This window comes from Candidatus Hydrogenedentota bacterium (assembly GCA_035450225.1).
In the GTDB taxonomy this organism is placed as follows: domain Bacteria; phylum Hydrogenedentota; class Hydrogenedentia; order Hydrogenedentales; family SLHB01; genus DSVR01.
The window spans coordinates 2,880-19,527 of the sequence record DAOTMJ010000004.1 but is presented as its reverse complement, the minus strand read 5'-3'; the positions used below and the strand labels follow the sequence as shown (position 1 = coordinate 19,527).

Annotated in this window: 14 protein-coding genes and 1 riboswitch; of the genes, 5 read left to right on the top strand and 9 right to left on the bottom strand. The window is 61.7% G+C overall.

Translation table 11 applies throughout. From position 1 onward, the window contains the following. Nucleotides 1–87 precede the first annotated feature (87 nt). Nucleotides 88–861 (top strand): aldolase, encoded by a 774-nt coding sequence (locus P5540_04040; GenBank protein ID HRT63974.1) that lies wholly within the window; start codon nt 88–90, stop codon nt 859–861. 24 nt (nt 862–885) lie between these two features. On the opposite strand, the gene P5540_04035 is transcribed toward P5540_04040, so the two are convergent. Genes P5540_04035 through P5540_04025 form a run of 3 tightly spaced genes read right to left on the bottom strand, consistent with a single transcriptional unit; the run spans nt 886 to nt 3,571 of the window. Further along, nucleotides 886–2,292 (bottom strand): neutral/alkaline non-lysosomal ceramidase N-terminal domain-containing protein, encoded by a 1,407-nt coding sequence (locus P5540_04035; GenBank protein ID HRT63973.1) that lies wholly within the window; start codon nt 2,290–2,292, stop codon nt 886–888. Between the two features lie 32 nt (nt 2,293–2,324). Continuing rightward, nucleotides 2,325–2,543, bottom strand: coding sequence for a hypothetical protein (locus P5540_04030; protein HRT63972.1), 219 nt, complete (start codon nt 2,541–2,543; stop codon nt 2,325–2,327). Further along, nucleotides 2,540–3,571, bottom strand: coding sequence for an alcohol dehydrogenase catalytic domain-containing protein (locus tag P5540_04025; GenBank protein ID HRT63971.1), 1,032 nt, complete (start codon nt 3,569–3,571; stop codon nt 2,540–2,542). Before P5540_04025 ends, P5540_04030 begins: the two co-directional genes overlap by 4 nt. A gap of 206 nt (nt 3,572–3,777) precedes the next feature. On the opposite strand from P5540_04025, the gene P5540_04020 reads away from it, so the two are divergent. The 4 genes from P5540_04020 to P5540_04005 all read left to right on the top strand — a co-directional run bounded on the left by P5540_04020 (nt 3,778) and on the right by P5540_04005 (nt 8,436). Further along, the gene (locus P5540_04020) at nt 3,778–4,116 is read left to right on the top strand and encodes a PilZ domain-containing protein (protein HRT63970.1); all 339 of its coding nucleotides are present in this window, start codon (nt 3,778–3,780) and stop codon (nt 4,114–4,116) included. A gap of 100 nt (nt 4,117–4,216) precedes the next feature. Further along, a complete protein-coding gene (locus P5540_04015; protein ID HRT63969.1) occupies nt 4,217–4,375 on the top strand; it encodes a hypothetical protein in 159 nt (52 codons plus the stop codon). A 66-nt stretch (nt 4,376–4,441) separates the two neighbouring features. Further along, entirely contained in the window at nt 4,442–7,000 is a 2,559-nt protein-coding gene (locus P5540_04010; protein HRT63968.1) for a hypothetical protein, read from the top strand. A gap of 26 nt (nt 7,001–7,026) precedes the next feature. Then, complete coding sequence (locus tag P5540_04005) at nt 7,027–8,436, top strand: hypothetical protein (GenBank protein ID HRT63967.1); 1,410 nt, start codon at nt 7,027–7,029, stop codon at nt 8,434–8,436. A 79-nt stretch (nt 8,437–8,515) separates the two neighbouring features. On the opposite strand, the gene P5540_04000 is transcribed toward P5540_04005, so the two are convergent. The 6 genes from P5540_04000 to P5540_03975 all read right to left on the bottom strand — a co-directional run. Further along, nucleotides 8,516–9,241, bottom strand: a complete 726-nt coding sequence (locus P5540_04000; GenBank protein ID HRT63966.1) for a biotin/lipoate A/B protein ligase family protein — start codon at nt 9,239–9,241, stop codon at nt 8,516–8,518. A gap of 410 nt (nt 9,242–9,651) precedes the next feature. Then, nucleotides 9,652–11,088: an aminomethyl-transferring glycine dehydrogenase subunit GcvPB gene (gcvPB, locus tag P5540_03995; GenBank protein ID HRT63965.1), complete on the bottom strand. Its 1,437-nt coding sequence runs from the start codon at nt 11,086–11,088 to the stop codon at nt 9,652–9,654. Continuing rightward, nucleotides 11,072–12,382, bottom strand: coding sequence for an aminomethyl-transferring glycine dehydrogenase subunit GcvPA (gene gcvPA, locus P5540_03990; protein ID HRT63964.1), 1,311 nt, complete (start codon nt 12,380–12,382; stop codon nt 11,072–11,074). Before gcvPA ends, gcvPB begins: the two co-directional genes overlap by 17 nt. A gap of 1 nt (nt 12,383) precedes the next feature. After that, the gene (gene gcvH, locus P5540_03985; protein HRT63963.1) at nt 12,384–12,764 is read right to left on the bottom strand and encodes a glycine cleavage system protein GcvH; all 381 of its coding nucleotides are present in this window, start codon (nt 12,762–12,764) and stop codon (nt 12,384–12,386) included. Nucleotides 12,765–12,840: 76 nt separating this feature from the next. Continuing rightward, complete coding sequence (gene gcvT, locus P5540_03980) at nt 12,841–14,028, bottom strand: glycine cleavage system aminomethyltransferase GcvT (protein HRT63962.1); 1,188 nt, start codon at nt 14,026–14,028, stop codon at nt 12,841–12,843. Next, nucleotides 14,001–14,087, bottom strand: a riboswitch (ZMP/ZTP riboswitch). Its footprint overlaps the gene before it by 28 nt. A 59-nt stretch (nt 14,088–14,146) precedes the next feature. Continuing rightward, the coding region (locus P5540_03975; protein HRT63961.1) for a PKD domain-containing protein at nt 14,147–16,648 on the bottom strand (2,502 nt) is incomplete at its 5' end.

Here is a 16,648-nt window from a genome sequence, read left to right as displayed (position 1 = left end):
TGTTTTTCGAGCGCGAATGCCCCCTAGCGGACATTCGCGCTTTGGCTTGTTGTCAAGACGCATACAAGGCCAGAAATTGAAACCAACATGAGCGCATTGGGAAAACAAATCCGGTTGAACCGGATATTCAGTCATCCGTCGGGCCGGATCCTGGCGGTGGCCGCCGATCACATGATCAATTATCGCGACGGCATCCCCCCGGGACTGCGCAAGATAGAAGAGACCATCCGGGAAATTGTCGAGGCGGGCCCAAGTTCCATCACACTGAACAAAGGGGCGGCCATGCGTTGTTTCGCGCCCTTTGCGGGCCGGATTCCGCTGATTGTCCAGCAGATGGCCCTGACGCCCGATCGTCCGGGATTCGCCGACCATGTCGAGGTCGAGGAAGCGGTTGCGCTGGGTGCGGACGCGATTGCCGTGGCGATTCTGGTCAAATGCGCCGGGGACCTGGATAATCTCAAGCGCCTCGCGACGACGGTCCGGGAAGGGGAGCGGTTCGGCCTGCCGGTCATCACCCATATCTATCCTATCGCGTCGAAAGAGGGCGTTCCGGCGGTAAGCACCGCGCCCGAAGACGTTTTCTACGCCGTCCGCGCGGGGCTCGAAATGGGCGCCGATGTGATCAAGGCGCCCTACACCGGCGATGTCGAATCGTTTCGCGACATTGTAGCGTCCACCCCCGTGCCGGTCGTGACCGCCGGAGGACCGAAATGCGAAACGATCGCCGAGGCCGCCGCCATGATGCGCGATGTCGTCCGAAGCGGCGCCGCCGGCAGCACCGTCGGGCGCAATGTCTGGGGGTTTCCCCCTATCAAGGAAACAATCCGCCACCTCAAGGAAGCGCTGGGAATCGCCGACTGACACACGCGCCGCCGACCCCGGTCGTCAACCCTTGGACGACGGCTTGCCGAGGGAATCCACCATGCGCGCCATGAGGGTCGTCAGGTATCCTTCCAAATGCGGGCCGAACCAAGACATGATGGCCGTCTCGTATTGGGGATTGCCGCGTTTGTCCCTCACATCGAGATAATAGCGATCCGGCGAAATATAGCCGGCATATTCGCCGGAAAAACCCGACGCCCAGAGATCCAGCCCCTTGTTTGCGGCCATCTGCCGCCACGTAACGGCAATCTCGCCGCTGAAATCGCCGGGGGTATTCACAAAGACAATATTGCCGACCCGGACCGCGGTCATCCAACCCGTCGCTCTAAGACCGACAAGCCGTCTTGCCAATGGCGAAAGCCGCCACTTCGTGCTGAGCGGCCGCATCTGGAACGGCGGCAAGTCTATGGGAATGCCAATACTGGCCACATCCGCGCGTTCCACAAAGACCGGATTTTGGGCGGCCTCCAGAACGAGTTGGGCCAGTCCTTGCCCCATGGCCTCGCAGCGGCCAATGGGATCGGCCGCCTCGGGCGCACGCGGACTCATGCTGCCAACCGCTCCCCCCAGAAAAATCGCGGTCGCACCGGTGGCCTTTTCGATGGCGGACTGGAGATAGCCCGGATATTCGGCGGAGAAGAGCATATTGTCGTCGTCAAGGATCGTGGGATGCGCCGAATAGCGCGTCACAAAGCACCGCTTCCCGTTGGCCTTCTCGGCCAACAGCCAATTCAGGACGGGATCCACCCCGGCATCGCGCGCGCGGTTCCGGATAAACTGGGGCGCATCTATGGCGCCATGCGCCAGTTTTGCCGGCTCCATGGCGTTGTATGCCTCGACAATGGCCTTCGTAAACGCGCTGATGAGCATCGGCGGGATTGCCGGATTGTATTTCCCAAACGAAAACTCGGCGACAAGCCCCGGCGCGAACGCCCCCACGCCGTCATGGGTATGGCTGGCCGTGAAAAACAGGTTGCCGGCCTTCAAAGGCGTTTCCCGGGCCACTTGTTCTCGGACCGGTTCGGCGATGTTGGGCGGGATTAGCAGCATGTCCGCTCCAATGAGCACCGCCGTGTCCGTGCCGTCGCTAATGGCAATCGCTTTCACGTGAAGTTCATCGTTGACGCCCGTGGACGGCTTGCTCATGCGGGCGCTGTATCCGGCCAGCGGGGTGCCGATGGGCGGGGTAATCAACGCCGTCCCCCACCCCACCTTGAGCGGACCGGGATTGTCTTGCGGTTTGACCGACTGTGCGGCTTGGTCAAGGCGGGCCATCGTATTCTTGAAATAACCGGCGCCCTCGAAACCGGCCGAGTACGTGGGCCACGGGCCGATGAACACAACGAAAAGCCCCGCCAAAAGGACCATGAACGCGACAAATCCGATGAGAATCTTTTTCCACAACCGCATGCTGCATACTCCCTTCACGATGGTTCAAACAGTCATTTGACCTGTCTTTCGATATCAACGGTTTCAGCATCCTCGTATTCCCGCTTGATCCGCCGGAAACGCATCAGCGCCAGAACGGCCAATCCGAACGCTATCAACACCAGAAGGCATTGGTACCAGAAGGCTTCATATCCCAGAACAATCGGCCAAAACGACGCAATACCCATCGCGAGAATCGTGTTTTCGAGGAATGAGCGCCAGAAATTCCTCATAAATCCACGGAGGCCTTCAAGACGTTATCCGCATTGGCCGCGACCAGTTCGAAGGCATCACGGGTGCGCTCCAAGGAAAAACTGTGCGTGACGAGGGATTTCACGTCAACCATTCCGCAGGCGGCCATTTCGATGGCGCGGGGGTAGTCGTGCCGGAATCGGCGGCACCAGCGGATGGTCAATTCCTTGCGCCGGGCCACACCGACGGGAATCGGGTCGTAGTCCTCGCCCGAAATGCCTGTAAACACGCACCGGCCGGCCGGCCGCACCACTTTGCACGCCAAGGCCGGTGTGTCAGAGGATCGGGCCGTGTCAAAGGCCGCGTCCACCCCCCGCCCATGCGTAATATCCAGTATCGCCTCGACCGTGTCTTCCCGCCCGGCGTTGAAGGCGACATCCAGCCCATAGTGCAGCCCTGCCGCCACGCGATAATCGAGCCGATCGCTCCCGATCAGCAATCCCGCCCCGGCACGCTGGGCCACTTGGGCCGTCAACAGGCCGATGGGACCGAGTCCGAGGATGGCGGCCGTTTCGCCGGGTTTGAGTTGCGCAAGTTCGACCGTATGCACCGCCACGGCCAGGGGTTCGATCATCGCCGCCTCGACCGCACCCAGATCGTTCGGAACCGGAAAACAAAAATCGGCGTGAAAGGCGGTATATTCGCAGAGAACGCCGTCGTACGGCGGCCCACCCGGAAAAAAGAGATCCGCGCAGACGTTGTAATGGCCCGTCCGGCACCATTCGCATTTCAGACACGGGATGCCGGGTTCGACGGCGACACGCTTCCCAATCAGCGACGGATCGGCCGACTCCCCCACGCATTCGACGATTCCGCCGAACTCGTGGCCGAGAATGATCGGGCGGGTGATAACCGTCGAGCCAATCCGGCCGTCCAGATAGTAATGCAGGTCCGAACCGCAAATACCGACCGATTCGACCTTGATCAGCGCCTCGTGCGGCTTGGGCACGGGTTTTTCAACCTCGACCAGCCGGATGTCGCGCGGGGCAAACCACTGGGCTGCTTTCATTTCACTCCCATCGAACCAAACCCGGTTCTTCCGCGACAATCATAGCACAATCGCCGAAAACGCCGCCTGTATTTTTCAATTTTCCCGCCTATTTCGGACTTCTATGCGGGTATGGTATAATTTGACATGAAGTTGGCCCTGTATTCTCGAAGGTTGTTAAGTCGAACGCATGCGTGCGGCGAAAGCCGCGTGTTGAGGATCGGCCCATGGACAGCAGCCCGAATATCGAGAAACGGCATCATCACCGGCTGGGCTTGGATGTTTTGCTTCGTGTATCCATACCCGGGGAAAGCACCGTATACAAAGGCAAGCCCAGCGATCTCAGCCCCACCGGCGCGCGCATCAAGTTTCCCCGCGAAATGAAGGTCAATAGCCGCGTCCATGTCCACATTTTGCTGCCGGACAAAAATATCGGCTGCGAGGGACTCGTCTGCTGGGTGCGTCCACTGAATGAGGAACGCTGGACGCTGGGCGTCCGTTTCATGGAAATGAACGATTACGAACGCGCCTACCTCGAAGCCTATCTCGGCAAAGCCGACTTGTAAAGACGGTTCATCGCTATCCCAATCTGCCCGCAAGAGGCTTTGCGTACGTCTAGGGCGCCAGCCATGCGATTCGGCGGTTGAAGCCACCCACGTACCTTTCATGCGTATGAAAAACCGGCTGCTCAAGAAAAAGGTCATCGGGTATGCGTTCATCAGTCCGTGGCTGTTGGGATTCCTGGTATTCACGGCGGGGCCGTTCAAAGGCATGACCGGTCAACGGGACGGGTTGGAAAAACGTTATCGTGGTATCAAAAACTAGAAAGTCATCCCGGAAACTCTTATGATTGGGCTTGCCTCGACAAACGAGCGGAGACGGAGAAAACGGATGGGTATGCGAATGCGGTGGGCGGCGGGATTGGCCCTGATGGCGTGTATGAGCGGCGCGTGGGCGGCCGAAACCCAAGTGTGGATCGAAGACTGCCAGCCCTATGCCGGCCACGATTTCGCCTTGCGATTGGCATGGGACGAGGCGGCGCCGGGCGATGCGCCCGTCGGATTGAATGTGACCGTCCGGGGAAACGACGCCATTGACAATGCCTATCTGACGATCGCGATTTGCGATGCAGACGGAAAAACGATCATGGACGATCGCAGGAACCTGCTGCTCGACACCGAATTCCGGCCGTATTCATTTTCGTGGGATGCGTCCGCCGTTCCCTGCGGGGTTTACACCCTTTTCTTTTCGCTGAAACGCCCTCCCGCGCTGGAGGTATTGAAACAGGTTTACACCGTGCGCAAATCCACGGTGGATGAACTGCGCGCCGGCATGGACGAAGCGGCCGCGCATGTCGTGCATGTTAAACATCTTGCCCAAGCCCGTACTTCGCTTGGCGAGGGTTCGCCGTATCCGGCGATGCGGGCGGCTTTCGCCGTGGACATGCTCGACGCGGCGCGGCACGCCTTGGATGCGGGCGCGGTGGCGCGCGCGGCGCGGCTGATGCGTTACGCCAAGTCGGCGGCCATCGCCGCCCTGCGCGAATCCGGACCCGATGCCGTGCCGCCCGAATGGCGCGAGGCGCCGGCGCCGCCGGCGTCCGTACGCGTGGCCGGCGCCGGGTTCGAGAGCGGGGGGCTTCCGCGATTCCTGTTCGGTTTTCACGCGGGTGCTTCGCTGGTTCCGGAAACGCTTGCTCGCATTGCCCAGTACGGAACGCCGTTCGCCGTGATGGCCGTGCCGCCCGCACTCAACAGCCAACCGGAACAACTGGCGTCTTTCCTGGACGAGGCGGCGCAGCAGCGGATAGTGTTGCTGGCATCGCTGGCGCCCGATGCATGGACGGGCGATGAACGCGCGGCGCACCTCGCGGCCGTGGACGAAGCCTCCGGCCGCGTCAACCTGGCCGATGCGGAGGCGCGGGGACTCATGGAACGCCACATTGCCGCGACCTTGCCCTTGTTGGCGGCGCGCGACAACGTGGCGGCCGTCTGTCTTGCCGAAGCGCCCTTTCTGAAATTTACGGGCGATACAGTCCGAAAGGGCTTTCTCGACGCCGTCAAAAGCCAATATGCCGATCCGGCGGCCCTCAACCGATCATGGAAAAGTCTCTTTGCCGGTTTCGACGAGTTGGAAATCGGCTGGAATTATGTGAATCCACGCTACCAGGACAGTTCCGCGTACCGCTACGACTGGCAGACCCATCACCTGTCGCTTGTGGCGCAATGGGCCGAGGCGACGCGGGTGCTTGCCCGATCCTGCGCGCCGGAATTGCCCGTGACGATTGCGACGCCGGATGCGCCGTTTGCGTCCGAGGAGGTCGCGCTGGCGATCGATCGCGAATCGCTGGCCGCCACAATGGATGTGTCGGCCTGTCTGGCCGGCAACGCGCCGGGCGATCTGTATTACGCACTGGGTTATCCCCAACAGGTTGCCCTTTACACTCTGCTGAATTCGCTTGCGCCGGACAAGCCCCTCGTGAACGTGGCGTTTCGCCTGTTCGACGGGGATACGTGGGAAACGCCGTGTTCGTTTGCGCGCGCGCATACGGCGGCGTGGGAAGCGGCGATGGCCGGCCTGGATGCGGCGGGGCTGGTTGTGCCCGACGCCCTGATGCGCCCCGAAGGCCTGGAAGGATACGCGGCGGCCGCGATCGATCTGAACCGTCTCGCCCCGATCGTCACGGCCTTCCAGAATGCGCCCGCCATGGTCCGCGTGCTCTTCAGCGACTCCTCGAAGATATACAATAACGGCGATCCCCATCTTTCCTCGGCCCGATTCGCGTTCGAGGGCTGTTCGTTCGCCGGATACAAGACCGGCTACATTTCCGAGAGACAGATCGCGGCCGGCGGGTTGAAATCGGTGAAGGTGCTGGTCGTGCCCGACACGCCGGCGGTATCCGAGGCGGCATTTCCACTGATCAAGGAATACATGCAGGGCGACGAATGCGTGATTCGGACCTCCACGTCCATCACGTTCGACGAGCGCGGCCGTAGCCGCCGCGACATCATCACGCCCGGGCGGCGCACCATCCATGTGCGCGGCGAAAATCTGCCCGCCGAGTATCTGCACGCGATGGACGGCGTCATGCGGTTCGGCACGCTTCCCCGAACACCGCGCATCGTCAATTCGTTCGGATATACGCTTGAAGGCGTCAAATCGCTGCACGTCGAGCATGAAGGCAACGATTATCTGTACCTTGTCAACCTGCGTAAAACGGACCAAGTCTGCCACATGCACGATGGCCCGTGCGCGGGCCGCGACCTGATCGGCGGTCGCGATGTTCGTTTCCCGGTGAATCTCGCTCCCCTCGATCCAATGCTGATACGTCTTGATCCTACGGCGATACCCGTCAAAAAGAAGGTGAAACAGGTGCGGCGCGCATGGGAACGACAGGATGCCGCCGGTCCCGCCAAGCCCAAAACAGTCCGGCGTTCTTGGGAACGGTAACGGAATCCGGGGAGGGAGTTCCGGCCGTGGCGCTGTCCGACACGATTCGTTCGTTGGAAGAGGCCTTCGCGTCGTTTCCGTGGATGGATCCGCATTCGCACATTGACGCGGCGCACCTGTCCGCGCGCGGGCTGGACGACATTCTGCTGTATCACATGGCGGTGAGCGACCTGTACGCCGCGGGGTGTCCGGACGGCGCGCGCGTGCCCGAAGACCGAACGACGGTCGAGGCGCACCGGCGTCTTGCCGGGGCCGTGCCGTTCCTGCCAAAGACGCGCAACACGTTTATCTCCTGGGGCGTCCGCATCATCCTCGAAGACCTCTACGACTGGCGCGAACCCGTGACGCCGGAAAATTGGCGAAAACTCGATGTGCGGATCGCCGAGCGCGCCCATGACGCCGCATGGCCGCGCGAAATCCTGAAACGCGCCGGCATCGCGCGAACGGGCACCGAACTGTGGCGCGGACGCGACGGATCGTGCGACGATTTGTTCCAATACGCGCTCGAATGGGCCTTCTTCTCGCGGACGCAATGGGGCCAGCCCGACATTCCCCTGTTCGAACTCGAACGGACGTGGAATGCGTCCGAACCGGGACAGGCCATCCCGGTCACATTCGATCGCAAGAGCGCGCCGCCCCTGGAAAAGACCATCCGGCGCGTCGAGGACGTTCACGAGGCCGTCCGGCACTATTGCGCGCTCATCCCTTACGGGCGCGTGATCGCGACGGCCACCCACATTTCGACGGACATGAATTACTCGACACCGGACGACGCCGCGATGGACGAAGCCCTGCGCAACCGGGCCCATGCAACGGATCGCGAACGTGATATCTACGCAAGTTACATCACGAACCTGTTTCTGTCGGAGTTGGAGAAACACAGCCATGAAATCGTGTTTCAATTCAGCATCGGCGCGGAAAGCCTGCCCTTCGAGTCGTCGAGCCGCCTCAACCAGCGAACCATCGGCCAGGTGGCCGAACTCGTCGCGCGGCATCCCCGCCTGCGGTTCATCTGCTTCCTCGCGACGCGGCACGCCAACCAGGCGATGTGCACCCTCGCCCGTGAACTGCCCAACTTCGCCCTCGCCGGCTACTGGTGGCACAACTTCTTCCCCGGTGCAATCCGCCAAGTGATGGAAGAACGCCTCGACATGCTCCCTGTCAACAGGCAAATCGGCTTCTTCAGCGACGCCTACTGCGTGGATTGGGCCTACGCCAAGGCCAAAATGGTCCGCGCGCTCATGGCGGAAGTCTTCGCGGCCAAGATCGAACGCGGACAATACACCGAACGCGACGCCATCGCCATCGCCCAAGCCATCCTTTTCGATTCGTCACGCGACCTGCTGGGCATGATCGCCCGGCAACCTCCGTTTCACGAGCATGAATTTAAAATCAGCCGTGAAAACGCCAAAGGGCTCCGCATGTCCCGTGAATGAGGTGTACGTGGCAAGCCCGGCGGATTTTGTCCGGAAGGAGAAAACCGCTGCGGAAGCCTTTCGCCTTTCGTTCACCGCATTAGCGCCGGTAGGTCCATTCCGGGCGGGCATACTTGTCTCGCGCGAGAATTTTGGCGGCGCGGATTTCGCCGCGGCCCGGCTCGACGGGACGATACGCCAAGTCGAACGCTTCACAGATCGCCTCGCGCAACGCCCGCGCATCCAGCGGGAGCGCCCGGACAAATCCGCGGTGCGTCCGCGCGCCGCGATATTGTGGACGTGTTTCCGGTTCCCGAAGATAGCGTTCCATTCGATCCACGTCGAGATTGTAAAGCAAGGTGCCGTGGTGCAGGATGAACCGTTTGCGTCGTTTCTGGGAGTTGCCGGACACTTTTTTGCCGCCCATGGCAAGGTCTGAAATGCCCTTGTGGTGGACCGGCAGGCCTTTTTCGCGCAGTACGGCGGCAATCCGTCCCAGGATATAGCAATAGGAACCGCGGATCGTCTCGATGCCGTTTCTAAATTCATGGCCGAGCACCAGTGTGTAATTCAGGCATCCCGGGCCTTGCAGGACGCATCCTCCCCCGGAGGCGCGCCGCAGAATCGGCACGCGGTCTTCGGCACAATTCAGATCGTAGACCTCGCGCCGCCAATTTTGCGCCACGCCCAGGCAGACGAATCGGGTACGGCTTTCCCAGAAACGGAGCGTTTCGCCGCCTTTCCCGTTTTCCGCGGCATCGAGCAGCATCTCGTCGAATGCGAGATTCTCCTCCGGCCACCGGAACGATATGTCCAACAACCGCATTGAAAAATAGTCCTCGCCATCAGGCCTATCATGAATGATTCACCGCAACGGGAGCGCAAGATTAGCAGGAAAACCCGCCGGTATTCTACTTTTTGCGATGACAACACGAGTACCGAATTCTCGGGCCCTGTTGCATGCTGCAATTCCCCGAAAAGTGGCGTTTCTCGGTTGAATGGATTCCGGAATCGTATTGAAGCGTCCATCATGGTAGCCCAACATGGCAGAAATAGGGGCAAGTATGTGAGACAGGCTGTCCAGCCTGTCCGTCCGCGGGCATGGCGTGGCTTCGGAAAAGACAGACTGGACAGTCTGTCCTACGTTTCGCACCCGAGGGACTCCCCGTGCCCGTTCAGGGCAGGTGAATACATGCAGAACTCGGTACTCTCAAGATGACAAGTATCTGCAATTAATCAGATGCACGCGCAGTCGAGTTCGCGGGCGGCCTTGACCTCGTCGAGACGGCCGACGGGCGTCGTCACGGGCGCGGCATGCAGCGAATCCGGATCCCGAAGGACGAGATCGGCGATTTCCAGCATGGCGTCGCAGAAGGCGTCCATCGCCTCTTTCGATTCCGTCTCGGTGGGCTCGATCATGAGGCTTTCCTTCACCGTCAACGGGAAATAGATCGTGGGCGGATGGAATCCGCGATCGATCAATCCCTTGGCGATGTCAATCGCGTGAACGCCGCGCTCCGCCTGCGGCGAAGCCGTAAAAACGCATTCGTGCATGAATCGGCCGTCAAACGCGGATTGATAGGCGTCGCGCAGGCGCGCCCAGATATAGTTTGCGTTCAGGACCGCGTGTTCCGAAACGGCCTTCAGGCCTTCGCCACCCAGACAGCGGATGTAGGCGTATGCGCGCACGGCAATGAGGAAATTTCCGAAAAACGGCGCCATCTTTCCGATGGTTTTTTCCGGCGTCTCGAACGTGAAGATGTCGTTTTTCAGGACAACACGCGGCGTGGGCAGGAACGGCAGCAGGCGATCGCTCACGCCGACCGGCCCCGATCCGGGGCCGCCCATGCCGTGCGGCGTTCCGAAAGTCTTGTGCAGATTGAAGTGCATGACATCGAATCCGAGATCGCCCGGACGGCATTTCCCGATAATGGCATTCAGGTTCGCGCCGTCGTAATACATGAGCGCGTCCACTTCATGGGCGCGGTCGGCAATGGCGCTCACCTCCGGCTCGAACAGGCCGTGCGTGTTCGGGCACGTCAACATTACGCCCGCAACCCGTTCGTCGAGGCTTTCGATAAAACGGTCGAGATGGATGGTCCCGTCCGGCCCGGACGGCACTTGGAGGACCTTGAATCCCGCGATGGCCGCGCTGGCGGGATTGGTGCCGTGCGCCGAGTCGGGGATCAGGATCGTGTCCTTGCCATTGCCCTTGTCGCGATGGTAGGCCGCGATGAGCAAAACGCCTGCAAGTTCGCCGTGCGCGCCCGCCATCGGTTGCAGGCTGACCGCGCGCATGCCGGCAATTTCCGCCAGCAGACGTTCGGTGTCGTATATCAGCGCCAGCGCCCCCTGGCAGCACGGTTCGTAAACGGGCACGGACGACAGATGCGGATGCAGGCCGGCGAATCCCGAAAGACCGGCCACGGCCTCCGCCATTTTCGGGTTGTATTTCATCGTGCACGAACCCAGCGGGTAAAAGGTAGAGTCCACACCGACGTTGCGTTGCGACAGGCGCGTGAAGTGCCGGACGACGTCCAACTCGCTCAATTCCGGCAAGGCGGCCGGTTCGCGCCGGCACAACCCGTCTGGCAAAGGCGATAACGGCACATCGAGCGGATCCAGCAGCATGCCGCGCCTTCCGGGACGCGAGCGATCAAACACGAGTTCCATGCGATTCCTTCTCCAGCGCGGCCGCGAAATCATCCAACTCCTTCCGCGTGCGTTTTTCGGTTACGGCCATCAGCAAATCGCCGGACTCGCCCGCGCCCAGCGGCGCCAGGGGCAAGCCGGCGACAAAACCGCGGCCCAGCATGCGGTCCGCGACGTCGGATGCGTCCGATTCAAGACGCACGGCAAACTCGTTGAAGGTGGGTTCCGCATTCAACACGGTCACGTGCGAACCGGGAACCATGAACTTGCCCTTGAGGTATTCGGCCTTTGCATGGCATTGCACCGCCACGTCGCGCAATCCTTCCTTGCCGGCAAGGCAGAGGTAGATGAGCGCGCGCAAGGCGCAGAGGGCCTCGTTCGAACAAATGTTCGACATGGCCTTTTCCCGGCGGATGTGCTGCTCGCGCGCTTGCAGCGTCAGCACGAACCCCCGGCGTCCCCGGGCATCCTGCGTGGCGCCCGCGATGCGCCCCGGCATCTTGCGGACATGCGCCTTGCGCACCGCCATCACGCCGAGATACGGGCCGCCGAAACCGAGCGGAAGGCCGAGGGACTGTCCTTCGGCCACGGCGATATCCGCACCCATTTCGCCCGGCGTCTTCAGAATGCCGAGCGAAACCGGATTGAAGGAAACCACGAGCAACGCGCCGCATGCATGGCATTCACGGGCCAGCACCGAGTAATCGGCCACGCCGCCGAGGAAAGCGGGATTCTGCACGATGACGCAGGCCGTTTCGGAATCCGGCGCATCGCCGTCGGCAATTTCAACCTCAAGATTGGCCGTGTGCGTCTTGAGCATGGCGCGGTACAACGGGCCGAGCGATGGATGGCACACAAGGCGGCGGCGTCCCGTGATGCGGATAGACATCGTGGCCGCCTCGAAGACCGCCGTGCCGCCGTCGTACAACGAGGCATTTGCGCAATCCATGCCCGTCAGGCGGCATACCGCCGACTGGTATTCGTAGATGGCCTGCAGGGTGCCCTGCGAACACTCCGGCTGGTAGGGCGTGTACGCGGTGTAGAACTCGCTGCGCGAGGCCAGCGCATCCACCGCCGCCGGGATGAAATGGTCGTAGTAGCCGCCGCCGAGAAACGACACGTAGCCGGCCGTATTGCGCCCCGCGATGCGCGCCATCAGATCGCGCACGGCCATCTCGGATTGTCCCGGCGGCACCTCCCACGATTTCAGGCGCACGCTTTCGGGAATCGGTTCGAAAAGCGTATCGAGGTCCGGCGCGCCGATGGCGTCGAGCATTTCGATCCGTTCGGCGTCCGTTGTCGGAATCCAGCCCATGCTAGATTTCCTTCACGAAACGGGCATAGGCGGCGGCCGTCATAAGGCCGTCGAATTCCGCCGCGTCGCAATCGACCAGTTTGAAAAACCAACCCTCCTCGTACGGACTGCGATTGACGATTTCCGGGGCGTTATCGAGGGCGCGGTTCACTTCGACCACGCGCCCGCCGATCGGCGCATAGACGTCGCTGGCCGCCTTCACCGACTCAACCGTCGCGGCTTCGCCGTCCTGGGCAAATTCCTCGCCGACTTCCGGCAACTCGACGTAGGTGATGTCGCCCAACTGCTCGGCCGCGAAATCGGTGATTCCGACGACATACACGCCGCCGTCGTCGCGGATCCATTCGTGGCTTTCCGTGTAACGCAAATGTTCCGGATACATCCTTGTTCCTCCTGTTCAGGCCACAGGCTTCAATCCAAAGATCCTATGCCCCTGCGCGATCCGAACCGAAACCGGTTCAGGCGCGGCAGGTTCCGTGCTTGTAGAATGGCAATTCGACCGCTTCAATTTCCATATCCTTGGGTCCCGCGGTGAAACGGACGCCGGGTTTGGACAGTTCGACCGGCACATAGGCCATGCCGATGCCATATCCGACGCTCGGTCCGTAGCAGCCGCTGGTGACGACACCCACCGGCTGGCCCTCGTGAAAGACCTCATAACCCTGCCGCGGCGCCTGACGGTTCATCGAACGGATGCCCGTGCGAATTTTGTACTTGCCCATTTGGCGCTGCATGACGAGGAATTCCTTGGCATGGAAGTCGCTCTCCCAGTCAATGAAGCGCCCCATGCCGGCCTCGAGCGTCGTGTGCGAATCATCCACGTCCTGTCCATAAAGCGTGTAGCCCATCTCCAGCCGGAGCGTGTCGCGCGCGCCCAAGCCGGCCGGCTCGACGCGTTCGTCTTCCAACAGGCGCCGCCAAATCGGCACGGCCAGTTCGTTCGGCACAAAAAGTTCAAAACCCAACTCGCCGGTATACCCCGCGCGTGAAATAATGATGTCCGCCCCGCCCCACTTGGCCCGGCAGACCGTGTAGTACTTGAGCGAGGCGACTTCGCCGAGTCCGGCGTCAATCAGGGCCTGCCGCGAAAGCGGCCCCTGGACATCTATTTTTGCGGTGGCGGGCGACAAATCCTGTGCGCCGCACACGCGATACAAGGTCCGGGCGACGCGCGGGTACGGCCCCGCGTTCGTCGCGATGAACAGTTCGTCCTCGGACAATTTCATGGCCACGACGTCGTCAATAATGCCGCCGCAGGTGTCGAGAATGCTTGAATAACGGCAACGCCCCACGCGCAGGCAAATCATGTCGTTGAAAACCATGCCCTCGAGCGCGCGCATCGCCTTGGCGCCCTTGAGTAGGAACTCGCCCATGTGGGAACAATCGAACAACGAGACCTTCGACCGCGTGTGATGGTGTTCCTCGATGATCCCCCTGAATTGGATCGGAAGCAGCCACCCGTGAAAATCAACCATTTTTCCGCCACGGGCAACGTGTTCCTCATAAAGTGGAGTCCGCCGCATATTCGCCTCCCTGGATACGCCCACGAACCGCGCGCCTTCACGCGATTCGCCGCGCGTTCCAACGGTCAAAGCCTCCGGCGCGGAACACTTTCCCGCGTCGGCGCCCAGGCGAACGGCGGTCATAGCAGCCGTTGCTCCCTCGTGGTTACCTCCACGTTCGATCGCCAGTCGCAACGACGCCTTTCATGCGATCACTTTGCCATATCGAATCGGCGCGTGTCAAATTACCCCGCGCCAACCATCAACTTTTGCGTATCCGGCGCGGATTGAACACCCGCAGACGCGACGCGGCCGCGATCGCCACGGGCAGCAGCGCCAGCGGCAATATACCGCCCGCGCCGGACGACGGCGTCACGGGCGGCGCGGCATCGAGCGTGCCGCCGAAACAGCCGTTGTCATCCCCGCCTTCGCCCTCGCGGACGGCGATGGTCGCATTGACTTTCTGCACCGCCGTGTACCACGAGAAACTGTCGCCGTACTGGCCCTTGAGCGCGCACTTCTCGATGCGCACCTCCGCCTTGCCGCCCGCCGGCATTGCGTTCACGTAAAACCGCACCGTCGCGAGCGTGCTCGGCCCGGCCTTCATCGGCGCAACGCCTTCCTTCCGGCCCATGCTGACGTTGACCATCCCGTCGCCGGCCTTGTAGTCAATCTGGCCCCCAGACAGCACGGTCCCGGGGAATTTTTCAAGCGGCGTCAGTTCGGGCGGATAGGAAATCCACACGTCGAAACCGCTCAGCCCGCCCGGATTGTCAATCCAGATCGGGACGTCCACATTCGTGCCCACCGGCGCCGCCCCGTTTTCGAGCGACACCATGACGTAATCCTGGCCCTCCAGAATGACGCTCAGCAGCATCTCGTCCGCCTCGCCCGCTTTCGCGACCGCCCGCGGATTGATGGACATGCCCGCCGCCATCCGTTGCAGCATGACCGCGTCCGCGCTGTCAATCACGTTGTCGCCGTTCAGATCCCCCGCCTTCAGCGAACACGCGTCCATGTCGCGTTTCTTCACGGCGATCAGCAGCGCGTGCAGCGCGTCGCCGATTTCCACCGCGCCGTTTCCGTTCAAATCGCCCACCATGCAGTTGTCGTCCACGCAAAGAGTGCCCGTGTCGCTGAAGTTCACCGGCAGCGGGCTTACATTCTGGTCGTACAGGTAGACCGCGTCGAATCCCATTTCGCCGCAGGCATCGGCCACGGCATTCGTGCGCACGCGCCCCTCCACGTCGAACAGATGCCCCACGCCCCGAATCTCGCCCGTCGCGCCCATCACGTTCACGATCACCTTGCCCGGCGTGCCCACCGTGGCCGCGAAACTCATCCGGCCCGTCAGCGCCGTGGGCTGCACCTGTACCGTCGCCGGATCGAGGATGGCCGCGTCATAGTAGAACTCGATCTGCACGCCCTTCAGGACAACACCGCCCGGGGCCGACATGTTCAGCGGAATCACCACGTTTTTGCCCGCCGTTGCCGATCGGTCCGGAATCCACATCGAGATCCCTTCGCCCGTGTCTGACACCGTGATGTAGTTGGCCTTCGTCAGCGTGTCGCTGCCCGCATCCGTCGTCACCGTCAAAGAAACCGAATACTTGCCCGGCGACTGGTAGGTCCGGCTCGGATTCTGCTGCGTGCTCGTCCCGCCATCGCCGAACGTCCACGAACGCGACAGCACCGTTCGCCCATACGTCAGCGTCGCGTCCGTGAAGTTCACCGTCAGCGGCGCCACGCCCCATTGCGGCACGCCCGTGAAGTCCACCACCGGCGGCGGCGCTTCGGTGACCGTCACATAACCGGTCTTCGTTTCCGTGTCGCTGCCCGCGTCCGTCGTCACCGTCAACGAAACCGTGTACGTGCCCGGCGACTGGTAGGTCCGGCTCGGATTCTGCTGCGCGCTCGTCCCGCCATCGCCGAACGTCCACGCCCACGATTGCGGCGTCCGGCCCCTGTAGTCCGAATAGTCCGTAAACTGCACCGCGAGCGGCGCGCTCCCCGACAGCGGATACCCGCCGAAATCCGCCACCGGCGGCTGTGCCGCCGCATTCACCGTCAGCGTCGCCCCGTTCGATGTCGCGCTGCCCGCCATGTTCGACACCACACAGGCATACGATCCCGAATCCGCCGTCTGCGCCGACGCAATAGAATAGGCCGAGGACGTGGCGCCCGAAATGTCTGTTCCGTTCTTCTTCCACTGATAACTCAACGGTGCGGTCCCGTTTGCCGCAACGGAGAACGACGCGGAAGATCCCGCCGTTACCGTCAATGATTGCGGATGCGCTGTAATCAACGGCGGATCGTTGACCGTCAACAGGGCCGCATTCGACGTCACGCTGCCCGCCATATTCCACACGTAACACGTGTATGCGCCCTCGTATGAGTTCAGAACGTTCGCAATGACATATTGGCTGAGCGTCGCACCCGAAATACTGGCCGCGTCTTTGCGCCACTGGAAACTCAAAGGCCAACTCCCCGTCGCCTCGACGCTGAACGACGCCGAGGCGCTGGGATTCACCGTCAGCGACTGCGGATGGGAAGTGATCTGCGGCGGATCGTTCACGGTCAGTGTTGCCGCATTCGATGTAACGCTGCCCGCCATATTCCACACGTAACACGTGTATGCGCCCTCGTAGGAGTTCAGAGCGTTCGCAATGACATATTGGCTGAGCGTCGCACCCGAAATACTGGCCGCGCCTTTGCGCCACTGGAAACTCAAAGGCCAACTCCCCGTCGCCTCGACGCTGAACGA

Bases quoted from the DNA above. Each gene is read 5' to 3' on its own strand.
- P5540_04025 (HRT63971.1), bottom strand. From the start codon at position 3,571: ATGAAAGCAGCCCAGTGGTTTGCCCCGCGCGACATCCGGCTGGTCGAG.
- P5540_04010 (HRT63968.1), top strand. From the start codon at position 4,442: ATGGGTATGCGAATGCGGTGGGCGGCGGGATTGGCCCTGATGGCGTGT.
- P5540_04030 (HRT63972.1), bottom strand. From the start codon at position 2,543: ATGAGGAATTTCTGGCGCTCATTCCTCGAAAACACGATTCTCGCGATG.
- P5540_04000 (HRT63966.1), bottom strand. From the start codon at position 9,241: ATGCGGTTGTTGGACATATCGTTCCGGTGGCCGGAGGAGAATCTCGCA.
- gcvH (HRT63963.1), bottom strand. From the start codon at position 12,764: ATGTATCCGGAACATTTGCGTTACACGGAAAGCCACGAATGGATCCGC.
- gcvPB (HRT63965.1), bottom strand. From the start codon at position 11,088: ATGGAACTCGTGTTTGATCGCTCGCGTCCCGGAAGGCGCGGCATGCTG.
- gcvPA (HRT63964.1), bottom strand. From the start codon at position 12,382: ATGGGCTGGATTCCGACAACGGACGCCGAACGGATCGAAATGCTCGAC.
- P5540_04015 (HRT63969.1), top strand. From the start codon at position 4,217: ATGCGTATGAAAAACCGGCTGCTCAAGAAAAAGGTCATCGGGTATGCG.
- P5540_04040 (HRT63974.1), top strand. From the start codon at position 88: ATGAGCGCATTGGGAAAACAAATCCGGTTGAACCGGATATTCAGTCAT.
- P5540_04020 (HRT63970.1), top strand. From the start codon at position 3,778: ATGGACAGCAGCCCGAATATCGAGAAACGGCATCATCACCGGCTGGGC.
- P5540_04035 (HRT63973.1), bottom strand. From the start codon at position 2,292: ATGCGGTTGTGGAAAAAGATTCTCATCGGATTTGTCGCGTTCATGGTC.
- gcvT (HRT63962.1), bottom strand. From the start codon at position 14,028: ATGACCGCCGTTCGCCTGGGCGCCGACGCGGGAAAGTGTTCCGCGCCG.